Origin of the sequence: Pseudomonas sp. MWU16-30316 (genome assembly GCF_020515645.1) — a bacterium.
GTDB classification, from domain to species: Bacteria; Pseudomonadota; Gammaproteobacteria; order Pseudomonadales; family Pseudomonadaceae; genus Aquipseudomonas; species Aquipseudomonas cerasi.
Window position 1 is genome coordinate 1 of record NZ_JAIZAZ010000003.1, and the last position, 18552, is coordinate 18552.

Here is an 18552-nt window from a genome sequence, read left to right on the forward strand (position 1 = left end):
GCTGGGCGAAATCGAAGCGCGTCTGCATGAGCATGCCGCCGTGCGCGAAGCCACGGTGATCGACATCGACGGGGCGTCCGGCAAGCAATTGGTCGCTTATGTGGTGCCGACCGATGCCGCTGAGGCGCCGGACGTTCTGCGCGAGCGTCTGCAGGTTCATCTCAAGGCTCATGTGCCGGATTACATGGTGCCGGGCTACTTCGTATTTATCGATTCGATGCCACTGACCGCCAATGGCAAGCTGGATCGCAGAGCACTGCCTAAGCCGGACGTGGCCCGCTCACAGCAGGGTTACGTGGCGCCGCGCACTGCATTCGAGCAGCGTCTTGCTGAGTTGTGGGAGCAGGTGTTGCACGTCGAACGGGTCGGGCTCAACGACAACTTTTTTGCCTTGGGCGGGCACTCGCTGCTGGCGGTTTCACTGGCGGGCAGGATTCGCGAGACGTTCGATATCTCCATCAAGCTGCATGACTTGCTGTTGCTGCAGACCCTGGGCGAGCTGGCTGATTTCATGCGTGCGGATGAAGCCAGGGTCAAATCGGCGGTCATCGCCATGAACGCCAATGGCTCGACGCATGCGCCACTGTTCTGCCTGCCGCCAGGCGGTGGTGGCACGTATTCGTATTACCCGCTGGCGGGCAAATTGGGCGACAGCCGACGGGTTTACGGGTTGGTCAACAAGGCCTATGTGGTGCCGGGCTGGTTCGATACGTCGTGGCCGGACATGGTCGACTACTACGTCGAGCTGATCCGCACGACCCAGCCACACGGGCCTTACAACCTGCTGGGTTGGTCGATGGGTGGCGCGCTGGCCATTGAGGTCGCGCATGTGCTGGAGCGCGCTGGCGAGGTGGTGAGCTTTCTCGGGCTGGTCGACACCCAGCTACCGACATCGGCTGGCATGGAATGGGTCGAGGAGGACCCGCACGTCACCACGCAGCAGCAGGGCGAAAACTACTACCGCGGCCTGATCAAGAGCCTGCAGGCCTTTGTGCCGGGCTTGCAGGAGCAGACCATTGTCGACCTGATCGAAACGGCCCGGCAGTCGGTGACCGGGGAGAGTGAAGTGATTGATCGAGTGATCGAGCAGATCGCGCTGCAACACGCAATGAACGTCGACAACCTGCGCAGCATGTTCCAGGACATTGCGGTGCAGGACGAAATCGAAACCGGTTACACATTGCTGGAAGCCAACGCGAAACTCAGCCAGGCGTTTACCTTGAAGAATCTCAATGTAAAGGCCGATTGCTGGTGGGCAGGGCAAAGCCGCAAACCGGGGCAGATTGCCAAGGCTGAAGCAGTGCTGCTGGAACAGTGCTCGGTCAACGGACTGCGCAGCTCGACGACGATTGATCAACGACACGACAACCTGGTGATCGCTGAAGCATTTTTGCAGGGGCTTGCCGAGCGGTTGGTGTGACGCAGAGCGTCACGAACGGCATTCCCACGCGGAGCGTGAGGAACGATAGGTGTCCGGGTTGGAGTGCGAGGAGCGATGGGTGTCTTGGCTGGCGCGTACGGGACGATAGGGTCAGGGCTTGAGTGTGAGGGATGAGACGCGTCCTGAAGAGCACCATCGTGCCCATGCTCCAGCGTGGGCATGCCTTTCTGGACGCTCTGCGTCCTCTCTGAGTGCGTGGCGCGCGTAGAGCGTCACGAGCGACATTCCCACGCGGAGCGTGAGGAACGATAGGTGTTAGGGCTGGAGTGCGAGGAGCGATGGGTTTCTTGGCTGGCGCGTACGGGACGATAGGGTCAGGGCTTGAGTGTGAGGGATGAGACGCGTCCTGAAGAGCACCATCGTGCCCATGCTCCAGCGTGGGCATGCCTTTCTGGACGCTTTGCGTCCTCTCTTGAGTGCGTGGCGCGGTATCGATTGTGACGCAGAGCTTCACGCACGGCATTCCCACGCGGAGCTTGAGGAATGATAGGTGTCCGGGCTGGAGTGCGAGGAGCGATGGGTGTCTTGGCTGGCGCGTACGGGACGATAGGGTCAGGGCTTGAGTGTGAGGGATGAGACGCGTTTTGAAGAGCACCATCGTGCCCATGCTCCAGCGTGGGCATGCCTTTCTGGACGCTCTGCGTCCTCTCTTGAGTGCGTGGCGCGGTATCGATTGTGACGCAGAGCGTCACGAACGGCATTCCCACGCGGAGCGTGAGGAACGATAGGTGTCCGCTGTTGATCGCGAGGGGCAAGCGTCGCTTAAAAATCACCGCGCAGGGTCAGGACGTAGTTGCGCGGGTCGCCGTAATAGTTACCGCGGTCGATGTCGCCGGTGGCCTTGTAGTATTTGCGATCCAGCAGGTTGTTGCCGTTGAGCGCCACCGACCAGTGTTCGTCGATTTTCCACGCGACCCGGGCATCCCAGATGGCCCGGCCAGCGTTATCGATGGGCTGGGTCGACTGGTGTTCCGAGTAGCCGCTCTGCGCCGAAACCCCGCCGCCGACGCTCAACCGACGCCAGGCGCCGGGCAGGGTGTAGCTGCTGGTCAGGCGCAGCATATGCCGGGGTGTTTCTGCTGAAATGGACTGTCCGTCACTGCCGCGGGTGATGTTGAACGTGTACCCGGCGAGGGTCTGCAATCCCGGTAACGGCTCGCCACTGATTTCCATGTCGACGCCCTTGCTGCGCCGGATATCACCGTTCAGGTAGCAGGTCCCATAGGCATCATTACTCAGGCACTGGCCGGCGTTAGCGTCATCCTCGACGGCTACGTCCTTCTGCTTCACATAAAACAGCGCCAGTGACACGTTCAGACGTTTGTCGAACAGTTCGCCCTTGATTCCGGTTTCGTGGCTGGCGCCGATGGCCGGATCAAGCAGCGTGCCTGATGCCGTTCGATAGGCGCTTTGCGGCAGGAAAATATCCGTGTAACTGGCGTACCACGACCAGTCCCGGTTGAGGTCGTAGATGACCCCCGCAAACGGCGTGACCTGGTTGTCCTCCTGCGCGCGACGGGTTACGCCTGCGGATGTGGTCTGATAGTCATAGCTGCTGACCCGGCCGCCCATCACCAGGCTCAACGATTCCGTCAGGCTCAGACGCAGGTTGCTGTAGAGGCCATAACGTTTGTCGCTGTAGTCGGTACGGCGCCAGGCCGGGCGCACAGGTTCGGCAATCGCGTCGTGGTCGGGGTTGAAGATAGCCAGCGGCTGATTGGCGTTGACCGTGGCATAGCGCGACTCGCGTTTCTGTTCGGACCCATTACCGCCGACGGTCAACTGGTGACTCAGGCCAAAGGCGTCGAACCGGCCGTCCAGGTGCGCGTCGATGCCATCGCTATGGATATCGTCCGAGCGAAACAGGGTTCTGACCAGTCGGGAACCGCTCTGCGTCGCCGGGTCGATGGCGCCCTGTGCGTAGGCCACCTTCTGATCGAAAGCACCCTCGGAGCGGGTTGCCGACAGTGTGCCGCTCCAGTTTTCGTCAAAGCGGGTTTCCAGCTCGCTGAACACTTCGTCAGTGCGGGTCTGGTGGCGGTTCCAGTCCTGGGCCAGCGACGTCGAGCGCGGCAGGTCGATGGCCTTGCCGTTGCTGTAGCGGGGCAGACCGAAGATCGAAAAGCCTTGGGTGTCGGCGTTCTGATGACGTACGCCCAGGGTCAGGGTGGTGTCTTCGCTCAGGTCGGTTTCCAGGATGCCGTAGAACAGCGGCGCGGTTTTCTGCAGACCATCGGTGAAATAGCCGCGGTCTTCATAGGACGTTACAAAACGCCCGCGGATGCTGCCGGAATCGTTGAGTTTGCTGCTGCCATCCAGGTCGACCCGGTAGTTGTCCCAACTGCCTGCGCGGGTGGTAATCGAGAACTGCGGCAGGGCGGTCGGGCGCTTGCGGACCAGATTGACCGCGCCACCGGGGTTGCCTGCGCCAATCAGCAGACCGGCCGCGCCGCGCAGCACTTCGACGCGGTCGTAGATTTCCATGTCCGGGGTCATCCAGCCGGTCACGCTGTAACCCTGACCAGCCACGCCATCGATGATGTAACTCTCGTCCTCCAGCGCAAAGCCTCGCGAACTGAAGACATGAGAGCCGAAATTGCGTTGGGAAAAGGTGATGCCGGGCGTTTGTGCCATCACCTCGTCGAGGCCGGTGAGGTTTTTGTCGTCCATCACCTGGCGGGTCATGACGGTGACCGACTGCGGCGTTTCGCGCAGCGACTGAGCGGTCTTGTTGATGCTCACGCCGGTGGCCGAATACGCGCCGCTGCCCTCGGTGGTGATGCCGAACGAATCGCCCTTTATCGCCACCGGCCCGAGGCTCATGGTTTGTGCGGAGGCAGCAGCGCCAAGGGTCAGGGTGTTGTCTTCAAGACTGTGCGCTACGTTGGCCTTTTTCAGCAGGTCGGCGACGGCCTGTTCGGGCGTCAGCCTGCCGTGCACCGGGCTGCTGAGCTTGCCGTTCAGGTCGTCGGGGTTGTAGAGGATTTGCAGATCGCACTGGCGGCCCAATTCCTTCAGGGCACTGCTCAGTGTCTGGGCCGGGATATCGAACTCGAACTCCTCCGCCAGAGCCTGTCCCTGGACACTCAACGCCAGCACCAGCCCCACACTGCCCAGACGCAGGCCGAGCGTTTTCACGCGGCCTGTGCGCAGACGGCTGGAGGATGTTTGCATGGGAGGGATGGCTCGTTGAGATCAATGGCGAAGGATAATGCATTTGCGGTGGAGTTGGTGGTATGCAGATGTTTGCGGAGTGTCCCGGCCCCCAGCGTTCCGCTCGCTCGAACGCTCATGGGCCAGTATGTTGTCCAAAAATGCATCGTCTGAACTACAGTCTTCGCGAACAAGTTCGCTCCCACGGCCTTCGGCCAGAATCAAAAGCGGGCTTGTATATAACGCTGAATGCAGAGCGTAGGCGCTAGAATCACGCCTATCGTTTACTTAGATCAGAAATCTCCCCGCAAGGTCAGGACGTAGCTGCGCGGTTCGCCGTAGACGTTGGAGCGATCGGTGGCGATCGAGGTGGTGTAGTACTTGCGGTCGAACAGGTTTTCGGCGTTGAGTGACACCTTCCAGTTTTCGTCCAGTTTCCACGACGCCCTGGCATCCCAGATGGCCCGACCGGCCACGCCAAGCTCTTTGTTGGACGGCACTTCGTAACCCGAATCCGCCGACACACCGGCGCCCAGGGTCAGGCGGTTCCAGGCACCCGGCAGGTTGTAGCTGGTGTTGAGGCGCAGCATGTGTTTCGGTGTTTCGTAAGCCACATCCGAATCACCGTTGTTGCGCAGCATGTTGTAGGTGTAACCGCCGAACACTTGCAGCCCCGGTAACACCTCACCGCTGGCCTCGACATCGACGCCCTTGCTGCGGCTGATGCCGTCCTGCAGGTAGCAGGAGCCGTCGGAGCTGGTAGGGCACAGTTCAGTGGTGTTCACATCAACGGCGGCCACATCTTTCTGCTTGATGTAGAACAGCGCCATCGACAGGTTCATGCGCTTGTCGAATAGCTCACCCTTGAAGCCGGTTTCGTAGTTGGAGCCGATGGCCGGGTCCAGTGGCGAGCCGCCAGCGGAGACGTAGTTGGCCTGTGGCGTGAAGATGTCGGCATAACTGGCGTACCACGACCAACTGTCGTTGATGTCATAGATGACGCCCGCGAACGGCGTGAATTCCTGAGTCTGCTTGGATTCGTAACTGTTTGCCGCACCGGTTTTGACGTCGTACTTGTAGTCATACCAGCTGAGGCGCGTGCCAAGCACCACGCTCAACGGTTCGCTCAGGTGAATGCGCGTGTTGGCGTACAGGCCCGCGCGTTCTTCGGTGGTGTCGATGTCGGTTTGCCAGGCTGGACGGGCTGGTTTGGCGAAAGCGCTCTGATCGACATCGAAGACGTTGACGGCGGTGCGCCTGGTCACGGTCGCCTGATGCGTGTTGGCGTTCTGCTTCGACCAGTCGGCACCCAGGGTCACCTGATGTTCGAGGCCGAACGCGTTGAAGTTGCCTTCCAGCTGGCTGTTCAGACCGACGCTGTCGACCTCGTCCTTGCGAAACAGCGTGCCCTGAAAGTTGGAGCCCGCCAGCGTCACGGGATTCACTGCGCCCCGTGCGTAGGCAATGTTCTGATCGAAGCCACCCTGGGAATAGGTCAGCGAGGTCCGGCTGGTCCAGTCCTCATTGAAGCGATGCGCGACTTCGGTGAACACCTCGGTCATGTCGCTTTCATGGCGATTCCACTTCTGCGCCAGGTTGGTCGAGCGCGACAGGCCCAGCGACTGGCCGTTGCTGTAGCGTGGCAGGCCATAGATCGAGTAGCCGTTGATGACCTGTTCCTGACGTCGCAGGCTCATGGTGAGGGTGGTGTCATCGCTCAGGTCGGCTTCGACGATGCCGTACAGCAGCGGGGTGCGGCTGTCGCGACCATCCAGATAGGAGCCGCTGTCATCGTAGGCCGCGACCATGCGCCCGCGCAGGGTGCCCGAATCGTTGAGCTTGCCGCTGCCATCCAGGTCGACCCGGTACTGGTCCCAGGAACCGGCGCGGGTGGTGATCGAGAATTTGTTATCGGCAGTCGGGCGTTTGCGCACCAGATTGACCGCGCCGCCGGGCTGCCCGGCACCGACCAACAGCCCTGACGCGCCGCGCAGCACTTCCACACGGTCGTAGATGGCCATGTCCGGCTGCATCCAGCCGGTGATCTGATAGCCCTGACCGCCAATGCCGTCGACCAGGAAGCTTTCCGCCAGCAGCGAGAAGCCGCGCGAGGTGTACACGTGACCGCCGAAGTTGCGGTACTGGAAAGTGATACCCGGGGTGTCTTCCAGCACGTCGCTGAGGCTGGTGAGGTTGTTGTCATCCATGACTTGCCGAGTCACCACGCTCACCGATTGCGGTGTTTCGCGCAGCGATTGCGGTGCACCCTTGCCGATACTCACTGCGCCGGTGGTGTAGGAACCGGTGCCGTCGGTGGTCGTGCCCAGGTAATGCGAGTCGATTGCAGTCGGGGCCAGATTGACGGTGCCTGTGGTGTTCGAATCGTCTGCGACGGTTTCCTGTGCCTGACCGGCGACCGGCATGCACAGCGCAAGACCCATGGCCGCCATGGATGGCCGGGAGCGGAACATCTGACTGAGCATCAACGCTTTGCTGAGCGGGGTGAGTCGTGACGGGTTGTGCATGAATTGGCTCTTTCCAGTGAGTATCGGCAAGGAGATTGGGAGCGTCGTTCAGGCCTGCGCAGTCGGGTCCAGCCGTCGACCGGGCAGGCGTGAGCCACTTTTTTTATGGGGCGTTGCGCGAGAGATGGCTGGGCGCGCAATTCGCTGTTAATGAGAACGAAAGCGAATAACGTTTATTTAATGTTTTTTTCACAATCCACGAAAAAAGATGGCGCTTGGCTAGCAATTGAGGGTGGCGCGGAGCGGCCAGGCAAAAAAAGCCCCGCTCGCGGACGGGCCGGGCGGGGCGTTTCAGGTGCGAGTGAATCACGCCGTAATGGTTTTATCGCGGGTTTCGTTGCGAACCTGTTCGACCTGAATCTGCCCGGCCTGCATCCGCACCAACTGGTCGGCGACGTAGAAATAGCGGTCGTCATGGGAGATCACGATGATGGTCTTGCCCTGCTGCTTCAGTTCCGGCAGCAGTTCGGTGTAGAACACGCGACGGAACGCCGGGTCCTGATCGGCGGCCCACTCGTCGAACACCAGCACCTGCCGCTCGTCCAGCCACGCATTGATCAGGGCCAGGCGCTTGCGCTGACCGGTCGACAGATCGGTGGTGGTGAAGGCACCGTTCTCGATCCTGACCTTGTGCGCGATGTCCAGGCGCTCCAGGTATTTGCCCGCGTCCTGCGGCAGCGCGGCCTGCCCCTGCAACGGCTCGTCGAACAGGTAGTAGTCGGCGAAAATCGTGGTGAACAGCTGGCGGTAGTCATCCAGGTTTTCCGCGCTGACGGGCTGGCCATTGAGGCGGATCTCACCCTGTTGCGGGGTGTACAGTCCCAGCAGCAGCTTGATCAGCGTGGTCTTGCCACAACCGTTCTCGCCGACGATGAACACGATGTCGCCCTGTTTGATGCTCAGGTCGACCGGGCCGAGGTGGAAGGCATCGCTGCCCTCGACGGGCGGGTAGTCATAGCGCAGGTTGTGCAGCTCCAGCGTGTGCATGCTGGGCAGCGACGTCGGGCGGTCACTGACCAGCAGGTGCGGTTCGGGGCTGGAGAATTTCCATGACAGCTCGGCAATGCGGCGCATGGCGATCTGCGCACGGCTGATGCCGGGCAGGGCAGTGATCAGGCGCTCCAGCGGGCCTTTCATGTACAGCATCACCAGCACGAAGCCGCCCAGTACGGTCTTTTCGGTCGTCGGCCAGAGCGCCTGAAAGGCGATGGCCATGCCGATCACCGCGAAGAACAGCATCGAGCCGAAGGTTTCCGCGCTGACGAAGATATTGGCAGCGCGAATGTTCGAGCGGCAGATGTGTTCGGTGGCCCCATGAATCTTCTCGTCGAGCATGTGCTGACGACGCTTGCGCTGGATGCGCAGCTCCTTGGCGCCTGCGGACAGCGCCTGGTAGTGCTTCTGCAATTCGTCTTCGCTGTTGCGCGCGGCCAGAATGCTGCGCATGCCGAACGCATGCGCCAGGTATTGCGCGCCGGTGCCGAGCACCACGGTGAGTACCGTCAGCGCCAGAATCTGCCAGGACAGCAAGGCCAGATAGGTCAGGCAGCCGAGGGTGACGGTAAACGAAATCACCATCGGCGCGACCGACAGGGCAAAGGTGCTGATGGTGTTGACGTCGTTGAGCAGCACCGGGATCAGGCGGTGCGCGCGATAGCGTTCCAGCTGCTCGATGGGCGCGACCAGCACCTTGGCTGCCAGCTCGCGGCGCAGGTTGGCGACGACCCGCTGGCCGACGTAATTGGTCGACAGGTTGGACAGGGTCGAGCACGCCAGGGTCAGCACACACAATCCGGCGAACAGCAGCGCGGTCTGCGTGTCCGGCCCGCCGGGCATGTTCATCGCGTTGTTGATGGTGGCCAGCAGCCCTGTGACGCTCAGGCCGCTGACAATCCCCAGCACGGTCGATAGCGCCACCAGCCACCAGAATGGCTTGAGGATTCTCAGGGTTTCCCGGGCGAGGCTTTCAGTTGTGCGGGTCATGGTGTGTCTCGTCAGTGTCCGTGAGTGCGGCGTGGGCTATCGCCGGCCGAGGGTGCGCATGAAATCGGTCAGAGGTCGCGGGCGACCCGGAAACCCAGCCAGTCACCCCTTACATCCGGTTGGCGGCTGTTGCGGTTGCCGGAGCGCGAGAAGATCGGCGCTTCGGTCCAGTCATTGCCGCGAATCATCTTCCAGGTGCAATCACCGGCCAGCCATGCGCTGCCATCGGTGGGCGCGCCGTTGTAGTTGCTGGTCTCGCAATCGGCAGTCCATTCGTAGACATTGCCGTGGGCGTCGTAGATGCCGAAATCGTTGGGGCTGTAGCTGCCAGCGGGTGCCGTGTAGCTGAAGCCGTCTTCCGGGCCGTAAGTGTTGGCATGTTTGGCGATGCTGTAGGGCTTGCCTTCGTCCATCGGAAACGGGAACGAACCCTTGCTGCCGCCGCGTGCCGCGTATTCGCGCTGGGCTTCGCTGACCATGTGGTAGGACTTGCCGGTCTTTTTCGACAGCCATTCGACATACGCCTTGGCTTCGTTCCAGTCCATGCACACTGCAGGCTGACGCGGGCTCAGCGGGTAGCGCGGCTTGCCGGCCTTGCACTCGCGGCCTGGCCGGGTATCGCCATCCGGCATCGTGTAGCCGGAGCTCTTGATATAGGCATTCCACTCGCCGCTCAGCACCTGAAAACGGCTGATGGCGAAGGGTTTGGCGAAGGTCACGTCGTGCAGCGGGCCTTCGTCCGGCTGACGACCCAGTTCCTCTTCGGGCGCACCCATGGTGAAGGTGCCCGCAGGCAGCACGACCATTTCCGGGCAGTCCTTGCAGTCCTTGAACACTTTTCCGGGCGCGGGCGCTGCCGCGGGCGTGGCGGCGAGGGTGGTACCGCATAGCAACAGACCGAGCAGGGCGGACAGGGGCAGCAATGTTTTTTTCATGACGGGTCTCGATGGAGAACGGAAAACAGGTGAACGGTGCAGGCGTGTCAGGCGCGTCGGGCGAGCAGCGTCATGAAGCGATCGATTTCGGCTTCGCTGTTCAGCAGCCCCGGCGCGGTGCGCACCACCGGGCCGACGTCGCGACTCACCGCGTCAACGACCATGCGCTGCTTCATCAGCCAGGCCGCCACGTCGTCGCACGATTGGCCCTTGAGCCGGAAGAAGCTGAAGCCCGCCGACAGCGCAGGATCCATGGGCGTCACCAGCTCGACATTGGGCTGGGCCTTGAGGCGCTGCTTGAGGTCACTGTTGAGCTGGTGAATACGTGCCTGCACATCGGCCTTGCCCAGTTGCAGGTGCAGTTTGAAGGCCTCGTTCAACGCCCAGCGGTGTTCGAACGAGTGGTAGCCGCCGGGCGTCATGATCGTGCTGAAACCGGTGGCTTCCGAGAACGTCGGGATCAGCGGCGTGAGGTCCTTGACCTGTTCCGAGCGGGCGCAGACGATGCCGGTACCGCGTGGACCGAACAGCCACTTGTGGGTGCCGGCGACATAGAAGTCGCACTTCATCTCCGGGAAGTCGAGGTTCTCGACGCCAAAGCCATGCACGCCGTCGACCACATAGAGGATGCGGTCCTGGTCGTCACGGTTGCGGTTGTGTTCCTCGACCAGATCGCCGATGGCCCCGATGGGCAGTTTCACGCCGCTGCCGGACTGCACCCAGGTCATGCCCAGCACGCGCGTCTTCGGCTGGATACTGCGCGCGATGGAGCCGATGATTTCGTCGACCGAGACGGTAGCCGGGTCCTTGAACAGGCGAATCTTGCGAACCTGCGTGCCGTCGCGCTGCTGGCGGAATTTCAGGATGTCGCGGACGCAGGAATGCTCGTGTTCGGTGGTCAGAATCTCCTGATCCGGGCGCACATGAATACCGCCGTAGATGATCGCCAGGCCTTCAGTGGTGCTGCCGGTCAGGGCAATCTGGCCGGGTTGGGCCTTCAGGTACTTGCCCGCCCAGACGCGAACCTCGTGTTCGCGGCGCTCGGTCTCTCCCAGATCCCAGTCCATGGCCAGACCGGGATTGCGGTCGATATGCGCGCGATGCTGTTCGATGGCCTGGCGAACCGGTGCGGGGTGCGAAGTGACCAGAAAATTCGAGAGGTGAACGTAGTCCGGGTCCTGATTGAACAATTGTTTCAGGCGCGTCCATTTATCCGTGGAGGCCGGCTGAGTGGCTGGCGTCATGGCCGCTGTTGCCAGGCCGGAGCCCAGTGGCAGGGCTGCGGCCAGCACTCCGGCCTGTTTGAGAAAGGTTCTGCGATCAGTCATGAGCGTCTGCGCCTGAGGGTCGGGTAGCGGCGTTTGAGAGATTCATGTGTTTCACATCCGGACGGGCAGCCGCCTGAACCTGCTCCCAGACGCGCAGAAAGTTGCCGCCCCAGAGCTTGGTGATATCCGCTTCGGCGTAGCCGCGCTCGATCAATTCGGCCGTCACGTTACGGATTTCGCTGACATCGTTGAAGCCTTTCACACCACCGCCATCGTTGAAGTCGGAGCTGATGCCGACATGGTCGATGCCGATTTTGCGGACCGTGTAATCGATGGCGTCGACGAAATCCTTGACCGTAGCTTTGGGCTCCTCCTCGAGAATCGCGTACAGCTTGCTGGCATAGGCGCCGAAGCGTTGCTCCGGCCAGACGGTGATGATCGGGTCGCCGGGCATCAGCGCCATGGCCAGGTTCGGCAGCGGTGGCAGGTCGAAGTCCTTGCGTAGCGCATTGAGCTTGTTCTGGGTTTTCTGGGTCAGCGGCTTCAAATAGGCTGGGAACGCCACGATTTGCACCACACCGCCGCTGCGCTTGATGAGCTGCAGTTCCTCGTCGCTGAGGTTGCGCGGGATGTCCACCAGCGCACGCGGCGCCGAGTGCGAGGCGACCATCGGCGTGCGGCTCAGCTCGCTGACCTGTTGCAGCGCCTTGCTCGACATCTGCGACACGTCGATGATCACACCCAGGTCATTGAGGCGTTGCACGGCCTGCCTGCCGATCTCCGACAGGCCGCCCAGAGCGTCGGGCGTGTCATTGAGAAAGGGCAGGGGACGTGAAGAATCGGCCCAGCTGTTATTGCCGACATAACTGAAACCGAACATGCGCATGCCGCGTGCCGCCCAGTGGTCCAGCAGGCTCAGGTCATTGCCCAGCGGGTAGGCGTTGAGCATGCTGATGAAGATCGCAAACTTGCCTTCGCCGTGCAGGCGGCGCATGTCGTCCGGGGTGTAGGCGATGCCGACCTGATTGGGGAAATCGCGCACCAGCCCGCTGATGATCCGGTAGCGCACTTCCTGCTGATGGCGTGCTTCGTCGACGAAACCGGGTGTCGGACGATGCGGGGCGTTGTCGCCGTTCCAGATCTCCGGCCAGCCGAATACCGTCAGCGCTGCACCGGACAGGCGTCCGCGCGCGGCTTTCACCAGGTCGAACTGCCCCGAGCCGTCCTTGTCGGCTTCGTTGCCCTCGCTGCCGAATTTCATCGGCACGGTGATGTGGCTGTCGAAGGAAATGATCCGCTCCTGCAGGTCGTCGGCCTGCTGCATGACCTTGACCGGGTAGCCTGCTGGCGACCAGTAATTCCAGGCCAGAAAGCCCGTACCTGCACTGATCGCCAGGGCCAGTGGCAGGCCGATGAAGAGAGCTTTTTTCCAACGCGGTCTTGTCATTTCCGTCTCGTGTGGTTAACCGTTGCGCAGCCTGCGACGGCTGTTGCTATCTGGTGGAGAACGAGCGGATCACCGAGAAATTTAGCGCGGGCTCATGGATGTGTGTGCAGCGCTAAATTTGTCTGCCGGGTTTACGTTCTAGCTTGGATAACGGCTGTCTCGGGGCTGGAACAGGTAGGGTAATGACGATTTCTCGACGAGGGTTCATAGCGGGTCTGGCGCTGACCGGTGCGGCAGTTCCGGCAGCGTATTACGCGCATCGGGAACTCACCCGGGTCGATATGCCGGAAACGCCGGGCGAAGCGACGGCGGGGCCTGCCGATACCGCCACCCAGCGCCTGGCCGACAAGCTGCGCGGTGTGTGGACTCTGCGCTTCGAAGGGCGTGATGCCGGACTGAGCGGTGCGCCGCTCGAAGGCCTGGAAATGTTTCTCGACATCGCCCCGCGTGGTCGCGGCCTGCGCGGCTATATCGACACGGCCGGGCAATTGCGCGGCGATGCGCTGCCGCGCTTTCGGGTGATTGGCCATCTGCAACCGGCCAATGCCGCAAGACTCTACCTGCGGGTCATGGACGGCCATGCCGGCAATGATCCGCACAGCGACAACCCGGATTACGAATTCAGCCTGACCCTCGATGAAGTCTGGGGCGCGTTCGGTAACGCCGGCAGCGGCACCCTGAGCGGGCGTATCGAACGTCTTGACCGACCGCTGGCCCTCCCGGAACTGGAAAACCGTCTGATCGCGATCAAACAGGTGTTTCCAGAAGCGCGGGAAAGGGTGGGCCTGAGTCCGCCGTTTCTGGCCTGGCTGGTTTCCAGGGAGCATCGTCTGTTCCATCAGCTCTGGCATGCCTCGCGAGACAAGTGGCACAAATTGCCCGAAGACAAGCGTAACGCCCTGCGCGGCATCGGCTGGCAGCCGGGACCGCGTGACCATGAGCGCGATGCGCGTGGCCCGCACAAGGACCGCAACGGCTCGGGTGAAGACTTCTTTTATATGCACCGGCACATGCTGATCCAGGCACGCAGGATTCAGGACTTGCCGTCCTGGCCACGTTTTCCGCTGCCGCAGCCTGAGCTGGAACGCGACCGCCTGGGCTTTGCCCGCTATTTCGACAATCACGACGGCTGTTCGCTACCGCCCAACTGGCTGGCGCATGGTGACGAGGAATACACACAGCTGGTCAGCGATATCAAAAGCCACGAGACGTTTCATACGCATTTTCAGGTCTGGGAATCGCAGTATCGCGATCCGCGCTTTTTGTCGAAGCTGACCCTGGGCCAGTTTGGTTCGCAGGTCGAACTGGAACTGCACGACTGGCTGCACATGCGCTGGGCCTCGGTGGCCCGCGACCCGGCCAACGGGCAGCCGGTGCCGATGGCACGTCGATCGGATGATTTTGCCGAGCGCTGGTTCGAGCCGGAAAACGACTTTCTTGCCGACCCGTTTTCATCGCACGTGAACCCGGTGTTCTGGATGTTCCATGGCTGGATTGACGACCGCATTGAGGACTGGTTCCGCGCCCACGAGCGCTTTCATCCGGGCGAAGTGAAGCGCCTGCAAGTCAACGGCGTGCCGTGGTTTGCGCCAGGCCGCTGGGTGAATGTCAGCGACCCGTGGCTGGGGCCTGAAACGCACGGTTGCAGCACAGTGCCCGGCCAGACTGCAGGCACGACCATGGAAATGGACCCGGAAGTCATGAAGCTGGCGCTGCGCATCACGTTCGCGGCCGATGACAAACTGAGCAACCTGCTACGTCGCGTGCCGCGCCGGCCCTGGTATGCACGGAATCTGCTGCCGGAGAGGTGGTTTTGAGCAGCGCTGGCTCCTAGGCTCTGTACGAAAAGTGGCTGCGCTCGGTGATGCTGCGTTAAAAACAGGCTCGGATGCGAGTCCAATCGGAATGCTCATTTACAACACGTAGAGTCGAACGCGACCCCGGCCGTTCCTCGCCTGTTTTTGCCTTGCCTGACCTTCGCTCGCCGACTTTTCGTACAGAGCCTGACGCACTCCGCTCTGTCGGATATTTCATGAATGCCCCCCTGATTCTCGAACAAAAGGCGTAGGGTGGCGCCAGGTCGCAAGCTGTCTGGATGTTCGGCCGTTTCTCATCCCTTCCTTGCTTGCGCCCTCGAGAACACCTTTCATGACACCCGGAATTTTTGACGCGAACAACATTCACTTTGATCTGGGCCCCGATGCCGGTGGCAACTGGTCTGAGGTCATGCTGAAGCATCACGGGCTTTACTGTGAGTTCGATAAAACCCTGTCAGGCAACTCCACAGCGCAAAGCTGGAGCCTGGGGGCTATTGGTGTCACGCAGGCTGATCTGAAATCTCTGGTATTGATCCCGGTTGGAGAAGAACAGGATTGCTGGCAGGGGGAATGGCTTTATCTGAAGCTTATGACCGGTGGGTATGTCGATATCGACGAAGCCGGAAAGCAACATCGCTTCATGGCTGGCAGCATGTTCTTCATCGATCCCGGGCAATCCTTTCAGGAGTCGTTTACCCAGCATGGGCAAATGACCGTATTGCGCATTCCCAAGTCCAGTTTGCGCGATCGGGGCCTGAGGCATTCGTTGCCGGGGCTGATGGTTGCCGACATGGAGTCGGCAGACATACGCGCAGCCCGTGACCTGATCCACTGCATCGCGCAGCAACAGGCGGCCCCTGGCTTGGTCATACGCGAGTTGATGGGCAGACAATTGCTGGAGCTGATTGACGCCATGCTGGGCGGCCACGGCGACAAGGCAGTTTCGCGCAGCACTGATGTCGTGCTGTTGCGCGCCAGACGTTACATTTACACGCGTTTGAGTGACACCGAACTCGACTGCGCGGCCATTGCCGGTGCCGTGCATGTTTCAGTCAAGCACTTGCAACGCTTGTTCCGGAGTCAGGAGACGACGGTGATGCGTGATGTCTGGAATATCCGCCTGCAACACGCACAGCAATTGCTCAGTTCGACCCGCACGCTTCGGCCAAGTGTTCAGGACGTTGCCTGGCAGTGCGGTTTCACCACGGCAGCGCATTTCAGTCGCGCCTACCGGGCACAGTTCGGTATTTGCCCCTCGCATGTCCGGGCTATTTTCAACTGAGCAACTTCTGCTCTCGCCTTATCAGTTGAAAGCGCCTTGTGGACATCCCTCACGCGCCTTGCAGGTAACGGTGATACGCCGTCTGCGCCCTAGAATCGATCCTGTCATTCAGTGACTGATTCATCTCAATGGCTGCTGCGCTGACGCATCGGTCACAGCCCACCGTTATTCATCTTTCGCGATTGGCCCCGGCAGTTTTGCGCCGTCAATTCATGGAAGTTTTACAAAGGCACTCTTATGGAAAGTTATACCGGCGCAACCGACACTGCAGACTTTGCACGTCGTGTTGAAGACAATCAGCGGCGACTGAAAGCCAGTCTGAAGGGCGCTTACGATTACATCGTGTGTGGCTCCGGCACCTCCGGGTCGGTCGTTGCGCGGCGTCTGGCAGAGAATCCCGACGTCAGTGTTCTGCTCCTGGAGGCAGGCGGCACCGATGATGTGCCCAGTGTTACCGATGCCAGTATCTGGTTCACCAACCTGGGCAGCGAGCGCGACTGGCAGTTTCAGGCACAACCCAACCCGCACCTCAATAACCGGGCCATTCCCTTGTCGATGGGCAAGGTGCTGGGCGGTGGATCCTCGATCAACGTGATGGTCTGGGCGCGCGGGCACAGCAGTGACTGGGACCACTTTGCCAGCGAATCAGGTGATCCGGCCTGGAATTATCAATCGACACTCGCCACCTATCGACGTATCGAGAACTGGCAGGGTACGCCAGACGCACTGCGCAGAGGCACGGGCGGTCTGGTCTTCGTGCAGCCTGCGCCTGATCCCAACCCGATTGCACCAGCCATGCTGGGAGCGGTGGCGGAGCTCGGAATGCCTGTTTTCGATGACCAGAACGGCGCGATGATGGAGGGCGCGGGTGGCGCGGCACTGGTCAATATGTGTCTGGAAAACGGTCGTCGCCGTTCGATTTTTCGCAGTTATGTGTACCCGCTGATGGCGCAGCCCAACCTGACGGTCCTGGCCCACACCCATGTATTGCGCGTGTTGCTGGAAGGCAAGCGAGCGGTCGGGGTCGAGGTCATTCATGAAGGCAGGATCATGAGTTTCAGAGCACGAGAGGAAGTCGTGCTGTCACTGGGTGCCATCAACACACCCAAGGTGTTGATGCTGTCCGGAATCGGCGATGCGCAGCAACTGGTTCGGCATGGTATCGCTCCGCTAGAGAATCTGCCGGGTGTCGGCCAGAATTATCAGGACCACATCATGGTCTCGGGGTGCATCTGGGAATACGAACAGGCTCATGCGGCGCGCAACAACGCCGGGGAATCGACGTTCTTCTGGAAGAGTGATCCGGCGCTCGATGTACCCGACATCCAGACCTTTCTCGCTGAAATGCCCATTGCCTCGTTTGAAGCGCAGGCGACGTTCAACCCTCCGGCCAGCGCATGGTCTTTGTTGCCGGGGCTGGTACGGCCCAAAAGCCGTGGCTCGATCACGTTGTCTGGCGGCGGGCACCGGGACGCACTGAGAATCGACAGCGGTGCGCTTGCCGAACCCGAAGATCTGCAGGCGCTGGTGCGTGCAGTCGAATTTTGCCGAGAGATCGGCAACAGCTCGACCCTGCGCCCGTTTGTACGCCGTGAGGTGATGCCCGGAAAGATGAACCGCAAGGATCTGGAGTCGTTCGTGCGCAACACCGCATCGACCGTCTGGCACCAGTCCGGTACGGCCAGAATGGGTATTGATGAGTTATCGGTGGTGGACGCGCAATTGCGCGTCTATGGCATCGACAATCTGAGGGTCGCGGACGCCTCGATCATGCCGCGAGTAACCACCGGCAACACCATGGCCCCGTGCGTGATCATCGGGGAGCGCTTGGGCAGTCTGCTCACTGGCAAGTCCTGAATAATTTGATCCATGCCGTAGATCATGCAGCGAGTGCCCGGTGGGTACTCGCTGACTTTCACCTTTTCGAGAGCATCATCATGAGCAGGCTTCAAGGCAAAATTGCGATGATTACCGGCGGCAGCAGCGGCATCGGTCTTGCGACCGCCCAGCGTTTTGTGGAAGAGGGCGACTATGTGTTTATCACGGGTAGACGTCAGCCCGAGCTGGACGAGTCCGTTGCACGTATAGGTCGTAACGTGACAGCCGTACAAGGCTATGTGTCCAGTCTTGACGATCTGGACCGACTCTACGCAGTGGTCAGGCGCGAGAAAGGCTGCATTGACGTGCTCTTCGCCAACGCCGGCATTATGGAAATGCAATCCATCGATGGCGTCGATGCGGCGCACTACGACAAGGTTTTTTGATACCAACGTCAAAGGCCTGTTGTTCAGCGTGCAAAAGGCACTGGTGTTGATGCACGACGGCGGCTCGATCATCTTGAATTCGTCCATTGCCGCCAACAGGGGCGTTTCGGGCTGCAGCACTTACAGCGCTACAAAGGCAGCCATACGCTCGTTTGCCCGAACCTGGACAGCCGAGCTGCAAAGTCGAGGTATTCGCGTCAATACACTGAGCCCGGGCCCGATCGACACGCCGATCATGGGCCTGGAAGGGCTTGCGCAAGAGCACGTCGCTCAAATGAAAGCAGCGCTGATCAGAGGTATTCCACTGGGCCGTCTTGGCCGCCCTGAGGAAGTGGCCGCGGCCGCGCTGTTTCTTGCCTGCGACGACAGCAGTTTCATTGCGGGTATCGAGATGTGTGTAGACGGGGGCAAAGCGCAAGTTTGAGGAATAGCGGGCC

The 18552-nt window shown here is 61.0% G+C and carries 10 protein-coding genes and 1 pseudogene; 5 read left to right on the forward strand and 6 right to left on the reverse strand.

What is annotated here, in order from left to right; translation table 11 throughout:
- Positions 1-1420 (forward strand): thioesterase domain-containing protein (locus LCH65_RS11155; protein ID WP_226439469.1); only part of this gene is annotated, 1420 nt, incomplete at its 5' end.
- Positions 1421-2203: 783 nt separating this feature from the next.
- Here LCH65_RS11155 and LCH65_RS11160 read toward each other — a convergent pair.
- From LCH65_RS11160 to pvdM, 6 genes are all read right to left on the reverse strand, one after another.
- Entirely contained in the window at positions 2204-4615 is a 2412-nt protein-coding gene (locus tag LCH65_RS11160) for a TonB-dependent siderophore receptor (RefSeq protein ID WP_054081914.1), read from the reverse strand.
- Positions 4616-4887: 272 nt separating this feature from the next.
- Positions 4888-7119, reverse strand: a complete 2232-nt coding sequence (locus LCH65_RS11165; protein ID WP_046719684.1) for a TonB-dependent siderophore receptor — start codon at positions 7117-7119, stop codon at positions 4888-4890.
- Positions 7120-7425: 306 nt separating this feature from the next.
- Positions 7426-9102 (reverse strand): cyclic peptide export ABC transporter, encoded by a 1677-nt coding sequence (locus tag LCH65_RS11170; RefSeq protein WP_003433157.1) that lies wholly within the window; start codon positions 9100-9102, stop codon positions 7426-7428.
- A gap of 68 nt (positions 9103-9170) precedes the next feature.
- Positions 9171-10037: a formylglycine-generating enzyme family protein gene (locus LCH65_RS11175; protein ID WP_046719683.1), complete on the reverse strand. Its 867-nt coding sequence runs from the start codon at positions 10035-10037 to the stop codon at positions 9171-9173.
- A 47-nt stretch (positions 10038-10084) separates the two neighbouring features.
- Positions 10085-11365, reverse strand: coding sequence for an aminotransferase class V-fold PLP-dependent enzyme (locus LCH65_RS11180; RefSeq protein WP_065350141.1), 1281 nt, complete (start codon positions 11363-11365; stop codon positions 10085-10087).
- Complete coding sequence (gene pvdM, locus LCH65_RS11185) at positions 11358-12752, reverse strand: pyoverdine-tailoring dipeptidase-like protein PvdM (protein ID WP_060708903.1); 1395 nt, start codon at positions 12750-12752, stop codon at positions 11358-11360. Before pvdM ends, LCH65_RS11180 begins: the two co-directional genes overlap by 8 nt.
- Positions 12753-12934: 182 nt before the next feature.
- Between pvdM and LCH65_RS11190 the strand changes: the two genes are divergently transcribed.
- The 4 genes and pseudogenes from LCH65_RS11190 to LCH65_RS11205 all read left to right on the forward strand — a co-directional run bounded on the left by LCH65_RS11190 (position 12935) and on the right by LCH65_RS11205 (position 18539).
- A complete protein-coding gene (locus LCH65_RS11190; RefSeq protein ID WP_226439470.1) occupies positions 12935-14569 on the forward strand; it encodes a PvdJ/PvdD/PvdP-like protein in 1635 nt (544 codons plus the stop codon).
- A 331-nt stretch (positions 14570-14900) separates the two neighbouring features.
- A complete protein-coding gene (locus LCH65_RS11195; RefSeq protein WP_226439471.1) occupies positions 14901-15851 on the forward strand; it encodes an AraC family transcriptional regulator in 951 nt (316 codons plus the stop codon).
- A 237-nt stretch (positions 15852-16088) separates the two neighbouring features.
- Positions 16089-17708 carry a GMC family oxidoreductase N-terminal domain-containing protein gene (locus LCH65_RS11200; protein ID WP_003366627.1) on the forward strand — a complete coding sequence of 540 codons (1620 nt, stop codon included), beginning with the start codon at positions 16089-16091 and terminating at the stop codon, positions 17706-17708.
- Between the two features lie 80 nt (positions 17709-17788).
- Positions 17789-18539, forward strand: a pseudogene (locus tag LCH65_RS11205) (SDR family oxidoreductase).
- Positions 18540-18552: the final 13 nt, after the last annotated feature.